Annotated in this window: 12 protein-coding genes, 1 tRNA gene and 1 other RNA gene; 7 read left to right on the top strand and 7 right to left on the bottom strand. The window is 74.6% G+C overall.

All coding sequences use genetic code 11. The annotated features are described in order from the left end of the window. The first annotated feature begins 7 nt into the window (after nucleotides 1–7). Nucleotides 8–718: a phosphatase PAP2 family protein gene (locus ABID81_RS02140; protein ID WP_354593183.1), complete on the top strand. Its 711-nt coding sequence runs from the start codon at nucleotides 8–10 to the stop codon at nucleotides 716–718. Nucleotides 719–898: 180 nt separating this feature from the next. Beyond that, nucleotides 899–2,881, top strand: coding sequence for a helicase HerA-like domain-containing protein (locus tag ABID81_RS02135; RefSeq protein WP_354593182.1), 1,983 nt, complete (start codon nucleotides 899–901; stop codon nucleotides 2,879–2,881). A gap of 6 nt (nucleotides 2,882–2,887) precedes the next feature. Here ABID81_RS02135 and ABID81_RS02130 read toward each other — a convergent pair whose 3' ends face one another. From ABID81_RS02130 to ABID81_RS02120, 3 genes are all read right to left on the bottom strand, one after another. Further along, a complete protein-coding gene (locus ABID81_RS02130; RefSeq protein ID WP_354593181.1) occupies nucleotides 2,888–3,526 on the bottom strand; it encodes a hypothetical protein in 639 nt (212 codons plus the stop codon). A 158-nt stretch (nucleotides 3,527–3,684) separates the two neighbouring features. Beyond that, nucleotides 3,685–4,065 carry an RNA-binding S4 domain-containing protein gene (locus ABID81_RS02125; RefSeq protein ID WP_354593180.1) on the bottom strand — a complete coding sequence of 127 codons (381 nt, stop codon included), beginning with the start codon at nucleotides 4,063–4,065 and terminating at the stop codon, nucleotides 3,685–3,687. Nucleotides 4,066–4,132: 67 nt separating this feature from the next. After that, on the bottom strand, nucleotides 4,133–4,657 hold the full coding sequence (locus ABID81_RS02120; protein WP_354593179.1) for a YbaK/EbsC family protein: 525 nt from the start codon (nucleotides 4,655–4,657) through the stop codon (nucleotides 4,133–4,135). A 119-nt stretch (nucleotides 4,658–4,776) separates the two neighbouring features. Between ABID81_RS02120 and ABID81_RS02115 the strand changes: the two genes are divergently transcribed. Next, a tRNA-Ser gene (locus ABID81_RS02115) sits at nucleotides 4,777–4,861 on the top strand. Nucleotides 4,862–5,096: 235 nt separating this feature from the next. Here ABID81_RS02115 and ABID81_RS02110 read toward each other — a convergent pair. From ABID81_RS02110 to ABID81_RS02100, 3 genes are read right to left on the bottom strand one after another with little or no spacing between them, the layout of a single operon-like run. Then, nucleotides 5,097–5,588, bottom strand: a complete 492-nt coding sequence (locus ABID81_RS02110) for a GNAT family N-acetyltransferase (protein WP_354593178.1) — start codon at nucleotides 5,586–5,588, stop codon at nucleotides 5,097–5,099. Nucleotides 5,589–5,597: 9 nt separating this feature from the next. After that, entirely contained in the window at nucleotides 5,598–6,173 is a 576-nt protein-coding gene (locus tag ABID81_RS02105; protein ID WP_354593177.1) for a Fic/DOC family protein, read from the bottom strand. Next, nucleotides 6,170–6,367: an antitoxin VbhA family protein gene (locus ABID81_RS02100; RefSeq protein WP_056257705.1), complete on the bottom strand. Its 198-nt coding sequence runs from the start codon at nucleotides 6,365–6,367 to the stop codon at nucleotides 6,170–6,172. The genes ABID81_RS02105 and ABID81_RS02100 overlap by 4 nt, the downstream gene beginning before the upstream one ends. Nucleotides 6,368–6,441: 74 nt before the next feature. Here ABID81_RS02100 and pta point away from each other — a divergent pair, with 74 nt between their 5' ends. Then, the gene (gene pta, locus ABID81_RS02095; RefSeq protein ID WP_354593176.1) at nucleotides 6,442–8,613 is read left to right on the top strand and encodes a phosphate acetyltransferase; all 2,172 of its coding nucleotides are present in this window, start codon (nucleotides 6,442–6,444) and stop codon (nucleotides 8,611–8,613) included. Beyond that, nucleotides 8,610–9,803, top strand: coding sequence for an acetate/propionate family kinase (locus tag ABID81_RS02090; protein WP_354593175.1), 1,194 nt, complete (start codon nucleotides 8,610–8,612; stop codon nucleotides 9,801–9,803). The genes pta and ABID81_RS02090 overlap by 4 nt, the downstream gene beginning before the upstream one ends. A 133-nt stretch (nucleotides 9,804–9,936) precedes the next feature. Here the strand turns inward: ABID81_RS02090 and ABID81_RS02085 are convergent, their stop codons facing one another. Beyond that, complete coding sequence (locus ABID81_RS02085; protein WP_354593174.1) at nucleotides 9,937–10,617, bottom strand: SDR family oxidoreductase; 681 nt, start codon at nucleotides 10,615–10,617, stop codon at nucleotides 9,937–9,939. Between the two features lie 54 nt (nucleotides 10,618–10,671). Here ABID81_RS02085 and ffs point away from each other — a divergent pair. Together ffs and ABID81_RS02075 are read left to right on the top strand one after the other, a co-directional pair. Then, an RNA gene (ffs, locus tag ABID81_RS02080) (signal recognition particle sRNA small type) lies at nucleotides 10,672–10,768 on the top strand. Between the two features lie 461 nt (nucleotides 10,769–11,229). Then, nucleotides 11,230–20,241: an Ig-like domain-containing protein gene (locus ABID81_RS02075; RefSeq protein ID WP_354593173.1), complete on the top strand. Its 9,012-nt coding sequence runs from the start codon at nucleotides 11,230–11,232 to the stop codon at nucleotides 20,239–20,241. Nucleotides 20,242–20,362 lie beyond the last annotated feature (121 nt).

Raw genomic sequence — 20,362 nt, 5'->3', positions numbered from 1 at the left:
TCTGGGGATGCGCATCGACCCGCTCGCCCCCAAGCCCGCATCCCCCGCCGAACAGCGGGTGGCGCGCCGCGTCCAGCGGCGGTGGTGGGTGTTCAGCGCCCTCGGGGCGATCGGGGTCGTGCTGCTGCTCGGCGTGGTCATCACGGCGCGCGCGGGCGTGATCGGCGTCGACGAGCGGTTCATGGGCGAGCTGGTCGAGCACCGCAGCCCCTTCTGGGACGTCCCGTCGTTGGTCTTCGACTCGATCGGGGCCGGGGTGGTCGGCGTCTTCGTGGTGCCGCTCGGCGTCGCCGCGGTCTTCCTGCTGCGGCGTCGCCCCTGGGCTGCGCTGTACTGGATCGCGGCGTGCGCGGTCAGCGCCGGCGTCGTGCAGGTCGTCAAGCACGCCTTCGGGCGGGCCCGGCCCGAGGACATCCTCGTGGTGAGCGACTACGGCTCGTTCCCGTCGGGTCACACCGCCAACGCCGCGACCCTGGCCGTCGTGCTCGGGGTGATCCTGCGGCGCGTCTGGGTGTGGGTCGCCGGTGCGGTCTACACCGTGCTCATGCTGCTGAGCCGCACCTACCTCGGTGCCCACTGGCTCACCGACACGATCGGGGGCCTCCTGATCGGGGCCGGGGTCGCCGTGGTGCTCTGGGCCCCCGTGGCGCACCGGCTGCTCGCCGAGCAGGAGCGCGTCCGCGGTCGCGGCTGGATCTGGCAGGGCCGCGGCGCCTGACCGCGGTGCCCGACCTCGGCGGCTCACCTCGGCCCCTCGCCTCGGCCCGACCTCGGCGGTGTCGCCGTCCGGGGTCGCGCCGCCGAGGGCGGGCGTGTCCGCCACCGCCGGGCGTCCGCAGCCGACCGGCGTCGACGAACTCGCCCGGACCGCAGCCCCGGGGGTGCCTAGGCTGGCGACATGACGGACGCGCTCGAGCAGGCCAGGGCGGAGGCCGCCGCCGCGGTCGCCGCCGCCGAGAAGGCGAAGCAGGACGCGGAGGCGGCACTCGCGCGGGCCGAGCAGCTCGCGAGCGAGGCGGCCGCGTCCAGCGCCGCCGAGCCGCATCACGCGGCCGCCGACCCGGAGCCGGCGGCAGCCGAGGCGGACGTCGCCGACGCCGCCGCCGACGCAGGGCTCACCGAACCCGAGACCGTGGCGGGCAGCCCGGTCGAGGGGCTGCCGATGCCGGTCGGCGGGCCGCTCGACGAATCGGCCGTCGACGCCGTCCGTGCGGGCTACGGCTTCGAGGGTCCCGCGCTCGAGATCGGCGCGCTCGTGAACGGCGAGGCCCGGGCGGACGTCCCCGTGCGCATCCCGCTGTCGATGCTCAACCGGCACGGGCTCGTGGCCGGCGCGACCGGCACGGGCAAGACGAAGACCCTGCAGGTGCTGGCCGAGCAGCTTTCGGCCGCCGGGGTGCCGGTGTTCGCGGCCGACGTCAAGGGCGACCTCTCGGGCATCGCGACGCCGGGCGAGGCGAACGACAAGCTGCTCGCGCGGACGCGGGGCATCGGGCAGGACTGGTCGCCGCAGGCGGCCCCCACCGAGTACTTCGCCCTCGGGGGCGTGGGCACGGGGGTCCCGGTCCGCGCCACGGTCAGCGGCTTCGGCTCGCTGCTGCTCAGCAAGTTGCTCGGCCTGAACGACACGCAGGAGAGCAGCCTCGGCCTGGTGTTCCACTACGCCGAGCAGGCCGGGCTGCCCCTGCTCGACCTCGCCGACCTGCGCGCCGTGCTGTCGTGGCTGACGAGCGACGAGGGCAAGGGCGAGCTCGAGGGCCTGGGCGGGCTCAGCAAGCAGACCGTCGGGGTCATCCTGCGCGAGCTGATCACCTTCGCCGACCGGGGCGCCGACGCCTTCTTCGGCGAGCCCGAGATCGACACCGCCGAGTTCCTCCGCACGGCCGACGACGGGCGCGGCATCGTCAGCCTGCTCGAGGTGCCCGGCGTGCACGACCAGCCGGCGCTGTTCTCGACCTTCTTGATGTGGCTGCTCGCCGACCTCTACAACGACCTGCCCGAGGTGGGCGACCTCGACAAGCCGAAGCTCGTCTTCTTCTTCGACGAGGCGCACCTGCTGTTCACGGACGCGTCGAAGGACTTCCTGGCGCAGATCACGCAGACCGTGCGCCTGATCCGGTCCAAGGGCGTCGGCATCGTCTTCGTCACGCAGACCCCGAAGGACGTCCCCGGCGAGGTGCTCGCGCAGCTCGGCTCGCGCGTGCAGCACCAGTTGCGGGCCTTCACCCCCGACGACGCCAAGGCCCTGCGGGCCACGGTGTCGACGTACCCGACGAGCGACTACGACCTCGCCGAGGTGCTCACGACGTTGGCCACGGGGGAGGCGGTGGTGACGGTCATGGACGAGAAGGGCGCCCCCAGCCCGGTCGCCTGGACGCGCCTCCGGGCCCCGCGCGGATCGATGTCGCCGACCCCCGCCGACGTCATGACGGCCGCGGTCGCCGCCTCGCCGTTGATCGCGGCGTACGGCGCGGCGATCGACCGCGACTCGGCCCGCGAGATGCTCGCCCGCAAGCTCGAGGCCGCGGCGCTCGACCAGCGCGAGCGCACCGACGCGGCGGCCCGGCAGGCGACCATCGACGCCCGGCTGAAGGAGGCCGCGGCCCGCGAGAAGGCGGACGCGAAGGCGGCGACCGCCGCCGAACGCGAGCGGAAGGCCGCCCAGGCCGAGTACGAACGTCAGCAGGCGGAGTTCGAGCGCGCCGAGCGGGCGGCCGCGAAGGCACGCGCCGGACGTGGCTCGACGACCCGCGCCTCCTCGGGGTCGCGCTCGTCGGGTGCGTCCGGGGGACTCCTCGGCGAGGTGCTCGGGTCGAGCGCCGGCAAGGCCGTCGTCCGCGAGGTCGTCAAGGGGATCTTCGGCACGCTGCGCCGTCGCTAGGTCGCCTCAGACGCTGGTGCCGAAGGCCTGGAAGAGCAGGGCCAGGGTGCCGGTGGCCAGGGCGAAGAGGGCGCACGCGATCGTGACGCCGATCCACGGCCGACTCTCGTACCAGTACGGGCTGTCGGGGTAGGCGGCGAAGAACTCGCGGCGCGTGAGCGGCCGGGGCACGACGGTCGTCGGCATGCCCAGGGCCTCGACGACGGCGTCCACCGAGGACTCGGACCAGTAGGTGCCGCGCATGCGGAACAGCCGCCGCCCCTCGTCGTCGAGGGCGAGCAGCTGGGTGACCGTCTCGGTGGAGTGGTCGCGGTAGGTGCGGACCAGCACGAGCGAGTCGACCTCGTCACGCCGCAGGCGGACGAAACCGGGCAGCCAGCCGCGCTTGACGAACTCGGTGCGGGTGACGGCGGCGAACGAGAGGCGGTAGCGCCAGTACATGAGCAGGCCCATGACCACGACACCGGCCGCCACCGCGAGCACGCCGTCCTGGTGGCCCGTCGGCAGGGTCAGCCAGAGCACCGCGACGAGGACGGGGGAAAGGCTGAACACCCCGGTGAGGGTGGCGCCCCGGGCGAGCTCGCGCCGGGGCCGCACCGTGACGGTGCCCCGTTCGGTCGGCGTCGCCGCGTCGGTCGTGCTCATGTCGTCCCCCAGAGGTGGGCGTCACCCCGGGTCCCCCGACCCGGGGCTGCTGCTGTCGGGGCAGCGCCGCACCTTCAGCGTAGACGATGCATACGCACAGAAACCGGGCCGCTCCACCCCAGTGCGGGGAGCCCGCGATCGCGGGAGTCGAGCGAGTGTCAGTTCTCGGCGCGGTCACGGAGGCGCTCGATCTCGCGCCGGTCGCGCTTGGTCGGGCGCCCGGCCCCTCGGTCGCGCACCGGGACGGCGGCGACCTCTTCGCGCGGGGGCGGTGGGGGAGTCAGGTCGGTCAGCGCCTCGGCCGCCGCGGGGGCGCCGACGCGCTTCACCAGGCAGGTCTTCACGACGACGATGCGCTCGAAGCCCGCGATGCGGGCCCGCACCTCGTCACCGGGGCGCACCGCCTGGGCGGCCTTCACCCGGTCGCCGTTGACCCGGACGTGGCCGGCGCGGCAGGCGGCGTTCGCGGCCGACCGGGTCTTGTAAAGGCGGACGGCCCAGAGCCAGGCGTCGACGCGGGCGGACGTGAGGGGCGGCATGCGTCGATGCTACGGGGGGCCGCCGACGTTGGCCGCCGGGCCCCCGGCCGGAGCCGGGGTGACCGGCTCAGAGGTCGTCGTCGGCGACCCGCACCGGGGTGCCACCCGTGACGCGCACCAGTTCGTCGAAGCTGCTGGCGAAGACCGTGTTCGCCGTGCCGGCGCTCGCCCAGACGACGTCGTGGGCGGCGAGGGCGGTGTCGACGAGCGTCCGCACCGGGGCCGGGTGGCCGAGCGGTGCCACGCCGCCGATCACCTGCCCGGTCGCGCGCTTCACCTGGTCGGCGTTCGCCCGCATGATCGGGCCGAGCCCGAGCGTCGAGGCCACGAGGTCGGTGTCGACCCGGTGGGCGCCGCTCGTGAGCACGAGGAGCGCTTCGTCGCCGGTGCGGAACACCAGGCTGCTGGCGATGGCGCCCACCTCGCAACCGAGGGCCGCGGCGGCCTGGGCGGCCGTGTGGGTCGACTCGTCGAACGCGCGGACCTCGCCCTCGGCACCCGCGGCACGGAGGGCCGAGACGACGGTGCGGGCGCGCGGCGGGAGGGCGGCGGCGTCGAGGTGCTCCGAGGAGGGGCGGTGCGCGTCGGTCATGCCCCGACCGTAGCCATGAGGGAGCCTCATGAGCCGGACCGACACGGGGCGTCCGTCAGGCGTCGCGGAGTCCGGTACGCTGGTCTCGGTCGTGCGCCGGTCCGCCGTGTGCCCGCCCTGGAGGATTCGCCTAGTGGCCTATGGCGCACGCTTGGAAAGCGTGTTGGGTGCAAGCCCTCAGGGGTTCGAATCCCCTATCCTCCGCGTCGAAATGGCTCCTCCCTTCGGGAGGAGCCATTTCTCGCTCTGTGCTTGTTCGGCGCCCTCCGGGCGCGGGCGGCTTCGCCGCGGACGGGCAGGCGTGGACGTGGCCGGGCGCTTGCGGCTTCGCCGCGGACGGGCGGGCGTGGGGCGTCGATCATCCGGGGCCGTCCGGGGCCGGGCGGCTTCGCCGCGGGCGTCGACTTCGACGGACGGTGGCCCGGGGGAGTGCTCGGGGTCAGGCCAGGGGGCGCGTCATGTAGCGGAGGTCGAGCCACTCGCCGAACTTCGTGCCGACCTCGCGCAGCACGCCGGCGTCCTCGAAGCCGAGCGACGCGTGCAACCGCACCGACGCCTCGTTGCCCGCCTCGATCAGCGCCACCATGACGTGCAGCTCGTCGCGCGTGGCCCGCTCCACCAGCTCGGTCAGCAACCCCCGCCCGACGCCCTCGCCCTGGTGGCCCGGCCGCACGTAGACCGAGTTCTCGCAGGTGTGCCGGTAGCCGTCCTTGGCGTGGAACGGGCCGTAGCTGCCGTAGCCGACCACCTCGTCGCCGTCCACCGCGACGATCGCGCCGCGCCGCGCCTCCTGGTGTGCCGTCAGCCACTCACGACGGCCCTCGAGGGTCGGCGTGACGTCGGTCCAGATGGCCTTCGAGTGCGCGACGGCGTCGGCGTGGATCTCGAGGACGCCGGCCAGGTCGGCCTCGGTCGCGGTGCGGATCAGCATGCCGACAGCCTAGGAGGCGCGCAGCAGCACCCGGTCGAACATCGCCTCGAGGGGCCCCAGGTCGCCGACGTCGCCGGCGCGGCAGGCCGAGTCGTTCTCGTCCTTCGTGACCGAGGCCCAGTCGAGGCGGTAGCCCTCCTCGTGGCACCAGAGGTCCCAGAAGGCCCGCTGCGCCCGGCCGTTGCCCTCGCGGAACGGATGGACGTGGTTGAGGTCGCGGTACAGGCGGGCGAGCGCCACGACGAAGGCCGGGCGGTCGGACCCGTCGGGGGCCTCGGCGAGGTCGTCCTCGAACCGGTGCAGGGCGGCGTCGAGGTGCTCGGGCGGGGTGAACGACCCGACGCCCTTCGTGATGCCCACCGTCCGCAGCCGACCGGCCCAGGGGTAGATCAGCCCGAAGACGGTCGAGTGGATCGCGCAGAGCAGCTCGCGGCCGTACTCGTCGGGCAGGTCGACGGCGTCGAGCAAGGCCAGCACCGTGCCGGCGAGGTCGTCCTCGACCCGGCGCAACTCGTCGGCGTCGTGGATGTCGAAGGCGTTCGCGAGCACGACCGTGCCCGGCCAGTAGTACGGGTCGTCGGTCACTGCTCGGTCTGGGCGGCCGAGACCACGCGGTCGGTCACGTCGTCCGCACTGAGCTCGCCGGCCTGGTAGCGCTCGATCAGGCGGCGCTGGTCGTCCGAGAGCGACCCGCCCTCGAGGCGGGTGGACGCCACCGCGCGCGCGAGGGCGTCGTCGCGGGTGAACCGCGCCGTCCGGGTCTTCCTCGGGGTGGCCACGGGCCGATCTTACGACCCCCGGGCGGGGCACGCCTCCCCGGCGGCTCGAAGGCTGCCGCCCGTAGGCTGGCCGGGTGTCGACACGCATCTACATCACCTCAGCCGAAGGCCACACGGGCAAGTCCACGATCGCGCTCGGCGTGCTCGACACCCTCAGCCACGAGGTGGGCCGCGTCGGGGTGTTCCGACCCGTCGCCCGCTCGACCGACGAACGCGACTACGTGCTCGAGCTGCTGCTCTCGCACGACAGCGTCGACCTCGCCTACGACGAGTGCGTGGGCGTCAGCTACGACGCGGTGCACGCCGACCCCGACGCCGCGCTCGCCACGATCGTCAGCCGGTTCGCCGCCGTCGAACGGCAGTGCGACGCGGTCGTCGTCATCGGCTCGGACTACACGGACGTCGGCAGCCCGACCGAGCTCTCGTACAACGCCCGCATCGCGGCGAACCTCGGCGCCCCGGTGCTGCTCGTGCTGGGCGGCCGCAGCGCCGACGGGCAGACCCGGCGCACCGGCGCCGACATGCGCCAGGTCGCCGAGCTGACCACGGCCGAGCTGCGGAGCGAGCACGCGAGCCTGCTCGCCGTCGTCGCGAACCGCGTCGACCCCGACCACCTCGACGAGGTGGTCGACGGCATCGGTCACGCCCTCGAGTCCTCGCCCACCGGGCGCGTGCCGATCTGGACGCTGCCCGAGGACAGGGTGCTCGTGGCCCCGACGATGCGGGCCGTCCTGCAGGCCACCGGCGCCACGCTGCTGCGGGGTGACGACGCCCTGCTCGACCGCGAGGCGCTGGGCGTGGTCGTCGCGGCCATGTCGATGGAGAACGTGCTGCCCCGGCTCACCGAGGGCGCCGTCGTCGTCGTGCCGGGCGACCGGTCGGACGTCCTCGTCGCGACCGTGCTCGCCCACGCCTCCGAGACGTTCCCGTCGCTCGCCGGCATCGTGCTGAACGGCGGCTTCGCCCTCGCCCCGCAGGTCGAGCGCCTGCTCGAGGGCCTCGACAGTCCGCTGCCGATCGCCACCACGACCACCGGCACCTACGACACGGCCCTCGCCATCACGCAGACCAGGGGCCGACTCGCCGCCGACTCACCGCGCAAGTACGACCTCGCCCTCGCCCTGTTCGAGACGCACGTCGACGGTGCCGAGCTGCTGCGCCTGCTGCAGGTGAGCCCGTCCGGCGTCGTCACGCCCCTCATGTTCGAGTACCAGCTGCTCGAGCGGGCCCGCGGCCTCCGGAAGAAGATCGTCCTGCCCGAGGGCGACGACGACCGCATCCTGCGCGCGGCCTCGACCCTGCTGCAACGCGGCGTGGCCGACATCACCCTGCTCGGCGACGAGACGGCGATCCGCGCCCGGGGCGCCGAGCTCGGCCTCGACCTCTCCGCCGCGCGGGTGCTCGACCCGTTCGACCCGAGCCTCCAGGTGCTGTTCGCGACCGAGTACGCCAAGCTGCGCGCCCACAAGGGCATCGCGGTCTCGCAGGCGATGGACACCGTCACCGACGTGTCGTACTTCGGCACCATGATGGTGAAGCTCGGCCTGGCCGACGGCATGGTGTCGGGCGCCAAGCACACGACGGCGCACACGATCCGCCCCGCCTTCGAGGTCATCAAGACCCTGCCCGACGTGGGGGTCGTGTCGAGCGTGTTCCTCATGGCGCTCGCCGACCGCGTGCTGGTCTACGGCGACTGCGCCGTCATCCCCGACCCGACCGCCGAGCAGCTGGCCGACATCGCCATCTCGTCGGCGCAGACGGCCCTGCAGTTCGGCATCGAGCCGCGCGTCGCGATGCTGAGCTACAGCACCGGCGACAGCGGCTCGGGCGCCGACGTCGAGAAGGTGCGCGCCGCCACCGCCCTCGTGCGCGAACGTCGCCCCGACCTGCTCGTCGAGGGCCCGATCCAGTACGACGCCGCGGCCGACCCGACCGTCGCCGCCGCGAAGATGCCCGATTCCGAGGTCGCCGGCCGGGCGACGGTGTTCATCTTCCCCGACCTCAACACGGGCAACAACACCTACAAGGCCGTGCAGCGCAGCGCGGGCGCCGTCGCCGTCGGGCCCGTCCTGCAGGGCCTGCGCAAGCCCATCAACGACCTCTCGCGCGGCGCGCTCGTCGGCGACATCGTCAACACCGTCGCCATCACCGCCATCCAGGCCGGCACGCAGGCCGCCGAGAACGCCCCCGCGGCACCGGTCGCCCCGGCGCCGACCACCCCCACCCCCGAAGGAGCCCCCTCGTGAGCACCGTCCTCGTCGTCAACTCCGGCTCGTCGTCGTTCAAGTACCAGCTGATCGAGCTCGACGGCGAGCGGACGCTCGCCAGCGGCCTCGTCGAGCGCATCGGCGAAGACGTCGGCTCGACCCGGCACCGCAACGAGGTCACGGGTGACGAGACCCGCAACGACACCCAGCCGATCGCCGACCACGCGGCCGGCTTCGCGGCGATGCTCGAGGCGTTCGACGCGCACGGCCCGTCGTTCGCCGAGTACCCGCCCGTCGCGGTCGGCCACCGCGTCGTCCACGGCGGCGAGGACTTCGACCGCGCCACGGTCGTCACGGCCGACGTCGAGAAGGCGATCGACCGCCTCTCGGCCCTCGCCCCGCTGCACAACCCGGCCAACCTCCAGGGCATCCGGGCCGCGAAGGAGGCCTTCCCCGACGTGCCTCACGTCGCGGTCTTCGACACGGCGTTCCACCAGACGCTCGCCCCCGCGGCCTACACCTACGCCATCGACGCCGAGCTGGCGAAGAAGCACCACGTGCGCCGCTTCGGGTTCCACGGCACGTCGCACAAGTACGTCAGCGAGAAGACCGCCGAGTTCCTCGGCCGTCCCCTCTCCGAGCTCAAGATCATCGTGCTGCACCTCGGCAACGGAGCGTCGGTCGCCGCCGTCGACGGGGGTCGTTCGATCGAGACGAGCATGGGCATGACGCCCCTCGAGGGCCTCGTGATGGGCACCCGCTCGGGCGACATCGACCCGGCGGCCGTGTTCCACCTGCACCGTGAGGCCGGGCTCGACTTCGACGAGCTCGAGGCGCTGCTCAACAAGAAGAGCGGCCTGCTCGGCCTGACCGGCAGCGGCGACATGCGCGACGTGCAAGACAGCGCCTCACGCGGCGACGCCGTCTCCGAAGCCGCGCTCGCGGTCTACCGGCACCGCATCCGGCACTACGTCGGCGCCTACGTCGCGCAGCTCGGCGGTCTCGACGCCGTCGTCTTCACGGCGGGGGTCGGCGAGAACAACGCCCTGCTGCGTCGTCGCACGCTGCTCGGCCTCGACTTCTTCGGCATCCACGTCGACGACGACCGCAACGAGCTGGCCTCCCGCGAGGCACGCCTCATCTCGCCCGACGGCGCACCCGTCCAGGTGCTCGTCGTCCCGACGAACGAAGAGCTCGAGATCGCCCGGCAGGCCGCCGCGCTCAGCTGAGCCGGCGCGGGCCGTCCCGCACGGGTCGGGCCCGGGCGGGCGAGCCGCGCGGCGGACGACGCGAGAGAGCCCCGGAGCGCAGGTCGCGCCTCCGGGGCTCTCGTCCTCCCGGTCGTCGACCAGGAGGCGCGGGTCAGTACTTGATGGTCGCCAGCGCGTCCGAGACGGTCACGTCACCCGAGACGGCCTCGAACTGCGTCTTCACGGCGGTGCCCTCGATCAGGGCGGTGGCGATGATCTCGGCGACGTCGGCGCGGGGGATGCTGCCGCGTTCGACGGTCGTGCCGACCGCCACCTGGCCGGTGCCGGCGTCGTCGGTCAGGCCGCCGGGACGCACGATCGTCCAGTCGAGGCCCTCACGACGACGCAGGTCGGCGTCGGCCTCGCTCTTCGCCCGCAGGTACACCTGGTACACGTCGTCGTCGTTCGCCGCCGGCAGCTCGGCGCGTGCGGGGTCGTAGTCGTCCGTGCCGATGGCCGAGACCATGACGTAGCGGGTGACGCCCGCCTTCTCGGCGGCGTCGGCCAGCAGCACGGCACCGTCGCGGTCGACGGTCAGCTTGCGCTCTGCGCCGCTGCCCCCTCCGCCGCCGGCGGCGAAGACGACCGCGTCGGCCCCGTCGAGGTGGCCGGCGAGCGTGTCGACGTCGGTCTGCTCGAGGTCGAGCACCAGGGCACGCGCCCCGGCGGTCTCGAGGTCGGCGGTGTGGTCGGGGTTGCGGACGATGCCGACGGGGTCGTGCCCGGCGTCGGCGAGTCGGCGTTCGAGGAGCTGGGCGATCTTGCCGTGTCCTCCGGCGATGACGATTCTCATGAGCCCAGGCAACACCCCGGGTCGCGGCGACCGTCCAGTTGCCGCTAAACTCGTCGAGGCTCCTCACGTGGCGTCATCCAGGCCAACTCCCCCAGGGCAGAAATGCAGCAAGGGTAACCGGGCTCTGGCGGGTGCGTGAGGGGTCATTCCTCTTTTCGGAGCGAAGCTCCGCCCGCCCCGCACGTGCCTGGCGGGTACCGGTTCCGGTGGCCCCCCTTCGTGGGGTGCGCGATCCACCCGATCGCCCCTATGCTCGACCCACGACGAGACCGAACCAGCTCGTCGGGAGCGACCAACCACCGCTCCGGCCGCACCGCTCACCACGGTGCGACCACGCCGCGACGACGTCGTCGCACCACACGATCAGGATCAGGACCGATGAGCCCTTCACCACGGCACGTCAGCACCACCCGCACCAGGCGAACGAGCCCGCGCACCGCGCGGTAGGCCCGTCCGCCTCGTCGTCGTCCCCGGACGACGACGAGGCGGAGGGCTCGACCACGCACGGCGCCGTCACCCGGCACCACGACAGAACAGCAGCACCTCCCGCCTCACCAGCGGGAGTTCTTCGGATCAGGCGGCGGGCTCGTCCCGTCAGGAAGAGGCACACCCATGCGAAGCCAGGCGATCGAGCGTCCCCGGCGCTCCCACGCGTCCCGCGCACTGAAGGCGACGGCGGCGGCCGTCGTCGCGGCGGTGGTCGGCGCCCTCGTCGTCGTCGTCCCCGCGCAGGCGGCCACGACCGACCGCAGCGAGGCCGAGGCCTCGCTGCTCGGCGGTTCGGGCATCGTCTCGCTCGACCAGGTCGCCGCCCTCGGCGGGGCCTACTCGGCCTTCGGCACGACGCAGAACCCGCCGACGTCACGCAACCCCCTGAACCTCACCGCCGTCAACGCGCTGACGGTCGGCCTCGGCAACGGCATCCGCCTGCTCGGCGGCAACGGGCTGGTGACCCTCGGCGTCGACGGTCAGTACGCGAACGCGACCGCGACGTCGGCCACCGCCTCGGCCGGCCTGATCGGGGCCGACGGCTCGATCGCCACGGGCAGCGGCGCCCCCGGCACCGGGGCGACGCTGAACCTGCAGCCCCTGCTCTCCTCGGTGCCCGCGACGGCCGGCGTGCTCAGCGACGTGCGACTGGGGCTCGGCGCGCTGTCGTCCCAGATCACGCAGCAGCGCGGCGCGACCGCCACGGCGCCCACGACGGCCTACCAGGTCGCCGGTGCGCGCTACACGCTGACCAGCCCGGCCGTCCAGCAGGTGACCTCGTCCCTGCGGGGCACCGTGACCGGGCTCGGGACGACCGTGAACGCGGTCTCGGGCAGCGGCGCCGTGGCCGCCCTCGGCACCTCGATCACCGCACCGCTCACCACGGCGGTCAACACGCTGCCCCTCGGGGGTGCGGTCACGCTCGGGCAGCCGGTCGTCGGGGTGACGGCGACCGTCGACCTCGACTCGACGATCTCGGCCGAACTGGCGAGGCCCCTCACCTCGGGCCCCGTGACCATCACGCCGAGCACGGGTCAGGTCGTCATCGACCTCGGCGCCCTCAACGGCCTGCCCGCGAACAGCGACCTGCTGCGGCCCGCGACGATCACCGCCATCACGGACGGCATCACCGACATCCTGCAGAACCAGCTGCCGACCAACCTCGTCGCCGCCGCGAACGCCGCCGTGCGGGCCACGGCGGCCACCGTCGACCTGCGGGTCGCACTGCGCATCGACCTGGGGCTCACGACCGCGAACGAGACGCTGTCGACCCGCACGGTGACCACCATCGGCCAGCTCCTCGACGGGACCACCCCGGCGACCGCCACCACCGTCACGGGCACGGGTCTCGTCGGCGCGCTCGGCGCCACCACCCTCCGCGGCGCGATCCTGCCCGTCGTCGGCACCCTCCTCGGCTCGGTCGGCGGCCTGTACTCACCGCTCGTGGACGGCACGGCGCTCGCCGCCACCACGGCCACCCTCCGCACCACGACCACCGCGGTCGTCACGACCCTCGCGCCCCTGACCACGTTGCTGAACCAGCTCGTCCGCGTGACGATCAACGCGCAGGACGGCGAAGGCTTCCGCGACGCCCGGGGCACCGACGCGGGCTCGAGCTCCGTCCATGCCGTCAGCCTCTCGGTGCTGCCGCTCGTGAACGCCTCACGAGTCGACCTCGCGACCTCGACGGTCCGCGCCGCGGCCCTGGCCCCCCTCAGCATCGCCACGCCCGCCGCCGGTCAGGTCTTCGTCGTGCCGAACACCCCCGGTGCGACCCGCAACGTCGTGCTGACCGGTGCCGGAGAGCCGGGCGCGACCGTCACGGTCGACCTCGGCGCCGGCCGCACGGGCACCGGCACGGTGGCCGCCGACGGCAGCTGGAGCGTGACCGTGGCGAGCGTGCCCGCGGGGGCCTACACCGCCTCCGTGACACAGTCCCTCGGGGCGGTGACCACCGGGCCCGTCACGCGTGACTTCGCCGTCGTGGCCCAGCAGCCCCTCGTCGTGACGACGCCCACGGCCGGTCGCGTCTTCACCGTGCTCGACGCGGGCTCCACGACGCCCGTCGTCGTCTCGGGCACCGGCACGCCGACGGCCACCGTCTCGGTCGACCTGGGCGGCGGCCGCACGGCCACCGCACTCGTCGCCGCCGACGGCGGCTGGACGACCACGGTGGCCGACGTGCCCGTGGGCTCGTACACCGCCTCGGTCACCCAGGCCCTCGGCGGAGACGTGTCGGCACCGGTCACCCGGGCCTTCGGCGTCGTCGCCGGCGCCGGCCTCACCGTCACGAGCCCGACCCCCGGCACGCAGTACCGCCTGCCCGGCGCCGACTCGACCCGTGACGTCACCGTCTCGGGCACCGGGCAGCCCGGCGCCCCCGTCGCCGTCTCGCTCGGCGGCGGCCGCGACCTCACCGCCACGGTGGCCGCCAACGGCACCTGGTCCGTGACCTTCGAGGCCCTGCCGGTCGCCGCCTACACGGCCACCGCGACCCAGACGGTGGGAGGCGCGGTGTCCGCCCCGCAGACCACCGACTTCGCCCTCGTGGCCGCGACCCCGGTCACGATCGCGACGCCGGCGCCCGGCGCCACCCTGACGGTCGCCGACCCCACCTCGACCATCCCGGTCACGGTCACGGGGTCCGCCGAGCCGAACGCCCCGGTCGCGATCGACCTGGGCGACGGCTACGTCGCCTCGACGACGGCCGACGGGACGGGTGCCTGGACGGCGACGGTCTCGTCCGTGCCGGTCGGGACCCGCACGATCAGCGTCACGCAGACCGTCACCGGGGTCGTCTCGGTGCCGGTCACGCAGGAGCTGACGGTCGCCGCCGGTGACCCGCTCGTCATCGAGGCTCCCGCCGAGGGCACCACGGTGCGCGTCGCGAGCAGCGCCTCCCTGGCGACGCTGACCGTCTCGGGCACCGCCGAAGCGGGGGCCGACGTCCGCGTCGACCTCGGCGACGACCTGAGCGGTCGGGTCACGGCGGACGCCACGACCGGCGCCTGGTCGGTGGACGTCACCGACGTGCCCGTCGGCCAGCGCACGATCTCGGCGACGCAGACCGTCGGCGGCACCGTCTCGGCCGTGCAGACGCGAGTCGTGACGATCGTCGCCGGGACCCCGGTCGCCATCTCGACCCCGGCACCCGGGGCCACGATCCCGATCGTCGGCGGCGCCACCGCCGACGTGACCGTCACCGGCACCGCCGACCCCGGCGCCACCGTCACCGTCGGCCTCGGCGCCGGCTTCGAGGTGCCGGCCACGGTCGACCCCGTCACCGGCGCCTGGACGGCCGTCATCCCCGACGTCCCCGTCGGCGACCGGACCCTCGGCGCGACCCAGACCCTCGGCGGCACCACCTCGGCACCGGTCACGCAGCCGTTGACCATCGCCCAGGGCACGCCCCTCGACGTCACGTCACCGATCGACGGCGACGAGTACGTCGTCGCCGGGCCGGACGGCACGACGCCCGTCGTCGTCTCGGGCACGGGGCAGGTCGGCGCGACCGTCGCGGTCGACCTCGGCGACGGTCTCGTCGGCCAGACGGTCGTCCCGGCGTCCGGCACCTGGTCGGTCGTCGTCGACGGCGTCCCGGTCGGCCCGCACACGGTCTCGGCGACCCAGAGCGTCGACGGCTCGACCTCGGCGGCCGTGACCGTCGACATCGACGTGGTGGAGGGCGGTGACGTCGTCATCGCGGCGCCCGTCCCCGGCACCCGCATCGCGGTGGCCGACGACCAGGGCACCACCCCGGTCACCGTGTCGGGCACCGGCGTGGCCCTCCTGCCGCTCGTCGTGACGCTCGACGGCGTCGACCAGGCTCCCGTCACGCCGGACGCCCAGGGCGCCTGGTCGCTCGAGCTGGCCGACGTCGCCGTCGGCGACCACGTCGTCGGCGCGACCCAGCAGCAGGGCGCGGTCCTGCTCGAGGCCCGGCCGACGAGCTTCTCGGTGGTCTCGGCCGCGGCCGACCTCACCATCTCGACCCCGGCAGCCGGTGACGTCCTCACCGTCGCCGGGGGCGCGGCGACCACGGCCGTCGTCGTGAGCGGCACGGCCACCCCCGGCGCACCCGTCGAGGTCACGCTGGCCGGCACGGTCGTGCCGACGACCGCCGGCCCCGACGGCCTCTGGACCGTCACGGTCCCGGGCGTCCCCGTCGGCGACCAGCTCGCCTCGGTGACCCAGACGGTCGGCGGCACGACCACGACCGACCCCGTGACCTCGGCCTTCGAGGTCCGCGCCGGCGCCGACGTGGTCGTCACCACGCCCGCCACCGACGTCCGCTACGTCGTCGCCTCGCCGGGCGTCACGCAGGACGTCCCCGTGGCCGGGACGGCTCAGCCGGGCGCCCTCGTCACCGTCACGCTCGACGGCGTCGAGGCCGGCACCGCCCTGGCCGACGCCACCACCGGAGCCTGGTCCGTGACCCTCGTGGGCATCGGCGTCGGGGAGCGCGTCCTCGGGGCCTCGCAGACCGTCCGCGACACCGTCCAGCAGGCCGACACGCGCCTCGTGACGGTCGTCCCGGCGGCGAGCCTCACGATCGTGGCACCCGCCGCCGGCGTGCCGATCGTCCTGGCCGACCCGTCGTCGACGACGACCCTCGTCGTGTCGGGTCAGGCCGAGCCGGGCGCGGTCGTCCGGGTCGACCTCGGCGACGGCCTGACCGACACCGTCGCCGCGGGCACCACGACGGGCGCCTGGTCGGTGTCGTTCGCCGGGGTGCCCGTGGGCACCCGCACCGTCACCGCGACCCAGACGGTGGGCACCTCGGTCTCGGCACCCGAGACGCGCGTGGTCAGCATCGTCGCCGGTGCCGCGCTCGTCGTCACGGCTCCCGTCGACGGCACCGTCGTCGACGTGGCCGGGCCGGACGTCACGGCGACGGTGACGGTCTCGGGCACCGCCGCGGCCGGGGCCACGGTCGACGTGGTCCTCGACCCCGCGACGGGCGCCGACCTGACCGCCTCCGTGACGGCCGACGCCACCACCGGCGCCTGGTCGGTCGACGTGGCCGGCGTCCCCGTCGGCACGGTCGCCCTGTCGGCCACGCAGAGCATCGGCGGGACCACCTCGCCGGCGCAGGAGTCCTCGTTCGAGGTGCGGGCGGCCGACCCGGTCGTCATCGTCGACCCGGACGACTCCGTCTTCACGGTGCTCGACCCCGACGGCACGATCGACGTGCCCGTCTCGGGCACGGCGTCGCCGGGTGCCGAGGTCTCGGTCCGGCTGAACGGGGGAGCCGCCGTCACGACGACCGCCGACCCCGCGTCGGGTGACTGGTCCGTCCTCTTCGCCGACCTGCCGGTCGCCGTCTACCAGGTCACCGCGTCGCAGGCCGTGGCCGGCACGACCTCGACCCCCGTCGTGGCCTCGTTCACGATCGAGGTGGGTGCCGGGCTGACCGTCCTGCAGCCCGCGCCCGGCGACGTGGTGACGGTGGCCGACGCCACCGCGACCACCGACGTCACCGTGACCGGCACGGCCGAACCCGGGGCGACCGTCCGCGTCGACCTCGGCGACGACCTCGTCGCCTCGACGACGGCCGACGGCACCACCGGTGCCTGGAGCGTCGTCGTCCCCGGCGTCTCGGCCGGCGAGCGGACGCTGAGCGCCACCCAGGCGCTCGGCGGATCGGTCTCGCCCGCCGTGACCCAGCCGCTCGCGGTGGTGGCCGCCGCCGCGGTCGTCATCGACGCCCCGGCACCGGGCGCCGTCGTCGCCGTCGCCACGCCCGACGCCACGACCGACCTGGTCGTCTCGGGCACCGCCGAGCCGGGGGCCTCGATCGCCGTCGACCTCGGCGACGGCCTGACCGCCGCCGCCACGGCCGACGACGAGACGGGTGCCTGGAGCACCACCGTGCCGGGCGTCCCGGTCGGTGACCGCACCATCGCGGTCACCCAGACCGTCGACGGTTCGACGTCGAGCCCGGTCACGCGCGACGTGTCCGTCGTCGTGGCTCCCGCCGCGCCCGTGATCGTCGCCCCGGAGCCGGGAGCGACCGTGTCGCTCCTCGACCCGGCCGGCACCACGTCGGTCGTCGTCTCGGGCACCGGCGAGCCCGGCGCCACCGTCGCCGTCTCGCTCGGCACCGGCCTCACGGCGGCGGCCACCGTCGACCCCGACGGCGACTGGCGCACGACCGTCGACGGAGTCCCCGTCGGCGAGTACACCGTCACGGCCACGCAGACGATCCGCGGCGTGACGTCCGACGCGGCGACGCGACCCTTCACGGTCGCAGCGGCCGCGGGGCTCGTGGTGGACCGGCCCACCGACGGCACGACGGTCGTCGTGCTCGCCGAGGGCGACACGGCCTCGATCGTCGCCTCCGGCACGGCCGAGCCCGGAGCGACCGTCACGGTCGACCTGGGCGCCGGCCTGGTCGGCACGGTCGTGGCCGACCCGACGACGGGCACCTGGACCGTGACGGTCGACGGCGTCCCCGTCGGTGACCGCACCGCCTCGGTCACCCAGACCGTCGACGGAGCGCAGTCGACCCCGGTCACCCGCGCCGTGTCGGTCGTCGTGGCGGCACCGGTCACCGTGACCTCGCCCGCCGACGGGTCGACGATCGTGGTCGGCACGGCCGACGACACGACCGACGTCACGGTCACCGGCACGGGTCAGCCCGGCGCCGCCGTCGTGGTCCAGGTGGGCGACGACCTGTCCGGGACGACCACGGTGACCCCCGCGGGCACCTGGACCGTCACGGTGGGCGACGTGCCGGTCGGCTCGTACCCGGTGGACGTCACGCAGACCGTCCCCGCCGGCTCGACGCCCCCCGTCACGCAGCAGCTCGACGTCGTGGTCGGCACCCCGGTCTCGATCACCGAGCCCGCGCCGGGTGCCACGGTCGTCGTGCTCGACGGCGAGACCACCCCGGTCACGGTGTCGGGCGCGGCCCAGCCCGGTGCGACCGTCACCGTCTCGCTCGGCGGCGACCGGACGCAGACGGTCCCGGCCGACCCGACGACGGGGGCGTGGACCACGACCTTCGACGCCGTGCCGGTGGGCGCCGGACCGATCTCGGTGGTGCAGCAGTACGGCACCGTCACGACGGTCCCCGTGACCCAGCCCTTCGCGGTGGTCGCGGCAGACCCGATCACGATCACCGAACCCGGGACGGGCACGCGCCTCCTCGTGGTGTCGGCGGACGCCACGGTCGACCTGCCGGTGTCGGGTTCGGCGCAGGCCGGTGCGACCGTCTCGGTGACGCTCGACGACGGGACGGCCGTCACGGTCGAGGCCGACGACGACGGCACCTGGGCGACGACCTTCGCCGGGGTCGGCGTGGGCGAGCACGTGGTGTCGGCGACGCAGACGGTCGCCGGGGTCGAGTCGGCCCCGGTCACGACCACGGTCGTGGTCGACGCCGCCGCGCCCCTCGGCGTCACGGCACCGACCGACGGTCAGCAGTACCAGGCGGGTGACGCCGGCACGGCACCGGTCGTCGTCCGGGGCCAGGGCCAGCCGGGCGCGCCGGTCGCCGTCACGGTCGACGGGGGAGACCCCGTCACCACGACGGTCGGTGACGACGGTTCGTGGCAGGTGCCCGTGGTGCTCGGCACCGGGACGCACACCGTGTCGGTCGTGCAGACGATCGGCGACGCGACGAGTGCCCCGGTCGAGGTCACGGTCCAGGTCGTGCCCGCTCCGGCCGACCCCGCGACGGCACCGACGATCACCTCGCCGGCCGACGGTCAGCTCGTGACGGACACGGAAGGCGACGACCTCGTCGACCTGCCGGTCACCGGCACCGGCGAGCCCGGCGCCACGATCACCGTCACCGTCGGCGGGACCACGCTGACGACGACCGTGACCGAGGGAGGCACCTGGTCGGTGACCGTGCCGGGCGTCCCGATCGGCACGAGCACCGTGGTCGTCGAGCAGACGGTCGCGGGGGTCGTGACCGGTACCGCCTCGGTGACCGTCACCGTGGCACCCGCCGCCGAGGTCGCGCCCCTCGTGGTGACCTCGCCCGAGCAGGGCTCCATCCTGCCCTCGGGCACGACGGGCACCGCCGACGTCCTCGTCGGCGGCACGGCCCAACCGGGCGCCTCGGTGGCCGTCCGCCTCGACGGCGGCCTGCCGGTGACGGTCGACGTCCCCGCCGGGGGCGCCTGGTCGACGACGCTGCAGGGAGTCGCGCCCGGTCAGCACACGCTGTCGGTGACCCAGACCGTGGGAGGCGCGGTGTCGGCACCCGAGACCGTCGCGTTCACGGTCACCTCGCCCGCGAACACCGACGCCGGCGTCGTCATCACGTCGCCGGCACCGGGAGCCCTCGTCGCCGACGTCGACGGCGACGGCGTCGAGGACCTCACCCTGACGGGGACCGGCACGCCCGGCGCGCTCGTCGAGGTCGACCTCGGAGGCGGGCTGACGCAGACGACGACGGTCGGCGACGACGGCACCTGGTCGGTCGACTTCGCGGACGTCCCGGTCGGCGCCTACGTCGTCACGGCGACGCAGACCGCGGGCTCGGGCACGACCACGGCGACCCAGGACCTCGTGATCGCGTCGGTCGACCCGGTCGTCGTCACGAGCCCGGTCGCGGGTTCGGTCCTGCAGGCGGGCACGACGGGCACGACGCCCGTCACGGTCGTCGGGACCGGGGAACCCGGGGCGACGGTGACCGTCCAGCTCGACGCCGGTGCGACGCAGACCGTGACGGCCGACCCCGCGACGGGAGCCTGGACGGTCGTGTTCACGGACGTGGGCGTCGGGCCGCACGTGGTCGCCGCCTCGCAGACCGTCGACGGGGCCACCTCGGCCCCGGTCACGACCGGGTTCTCGGTCACGGCGGGCGCCGCGACGCCGGGCACGCCGGGCACGCCGGGCACGCCGGGTACGCCGGGCACGCCGGGCACGCCGGGCACGCCGGGTGCGCCGGGCACGCCGGGCACGCCCGGGTTCCCGGGCCTGCCCGGGGCCGGAGGCGGGCCGGGCACCGGCGGCGGCACCGGCGGGGGAGCGGTCGTGACCGGCGGGGCCTCGGGCCTGGCGTACACGGGCTCGGACGTCCTCGGCTGGTCCTCGCTCGCGGCCTTCGCCCTGCTGATCGGTCTCGGCCTGGTCTCGGCCACCCGTTCGCGACGTCGCTCGAGGGGGTCGTCCCGCTAGTCGACCCCACCGAGATCGGCACCGGGGGCCCGTCGTCACGACGGGCCCCCTCGTGCGTCCGGAGTCGACGCCCGGGCACGCCGGACGGCGTCCCCGGGCGTCGACCGTTGTCGGTGGCCCC

The organism is Frigoribacterium sp. PvP054 (genome assembly GCF_040547465.1).
GTDB lineage: Bacteria > Actinomycetota > Actinomycetes > Actinomycetales > Microbacteriaceae > Frigoribacterium.
Note: the sequence above shows the minus strand (reverse complement) of the source record. Positions and strands in the feature narration are given on the sequence as shown.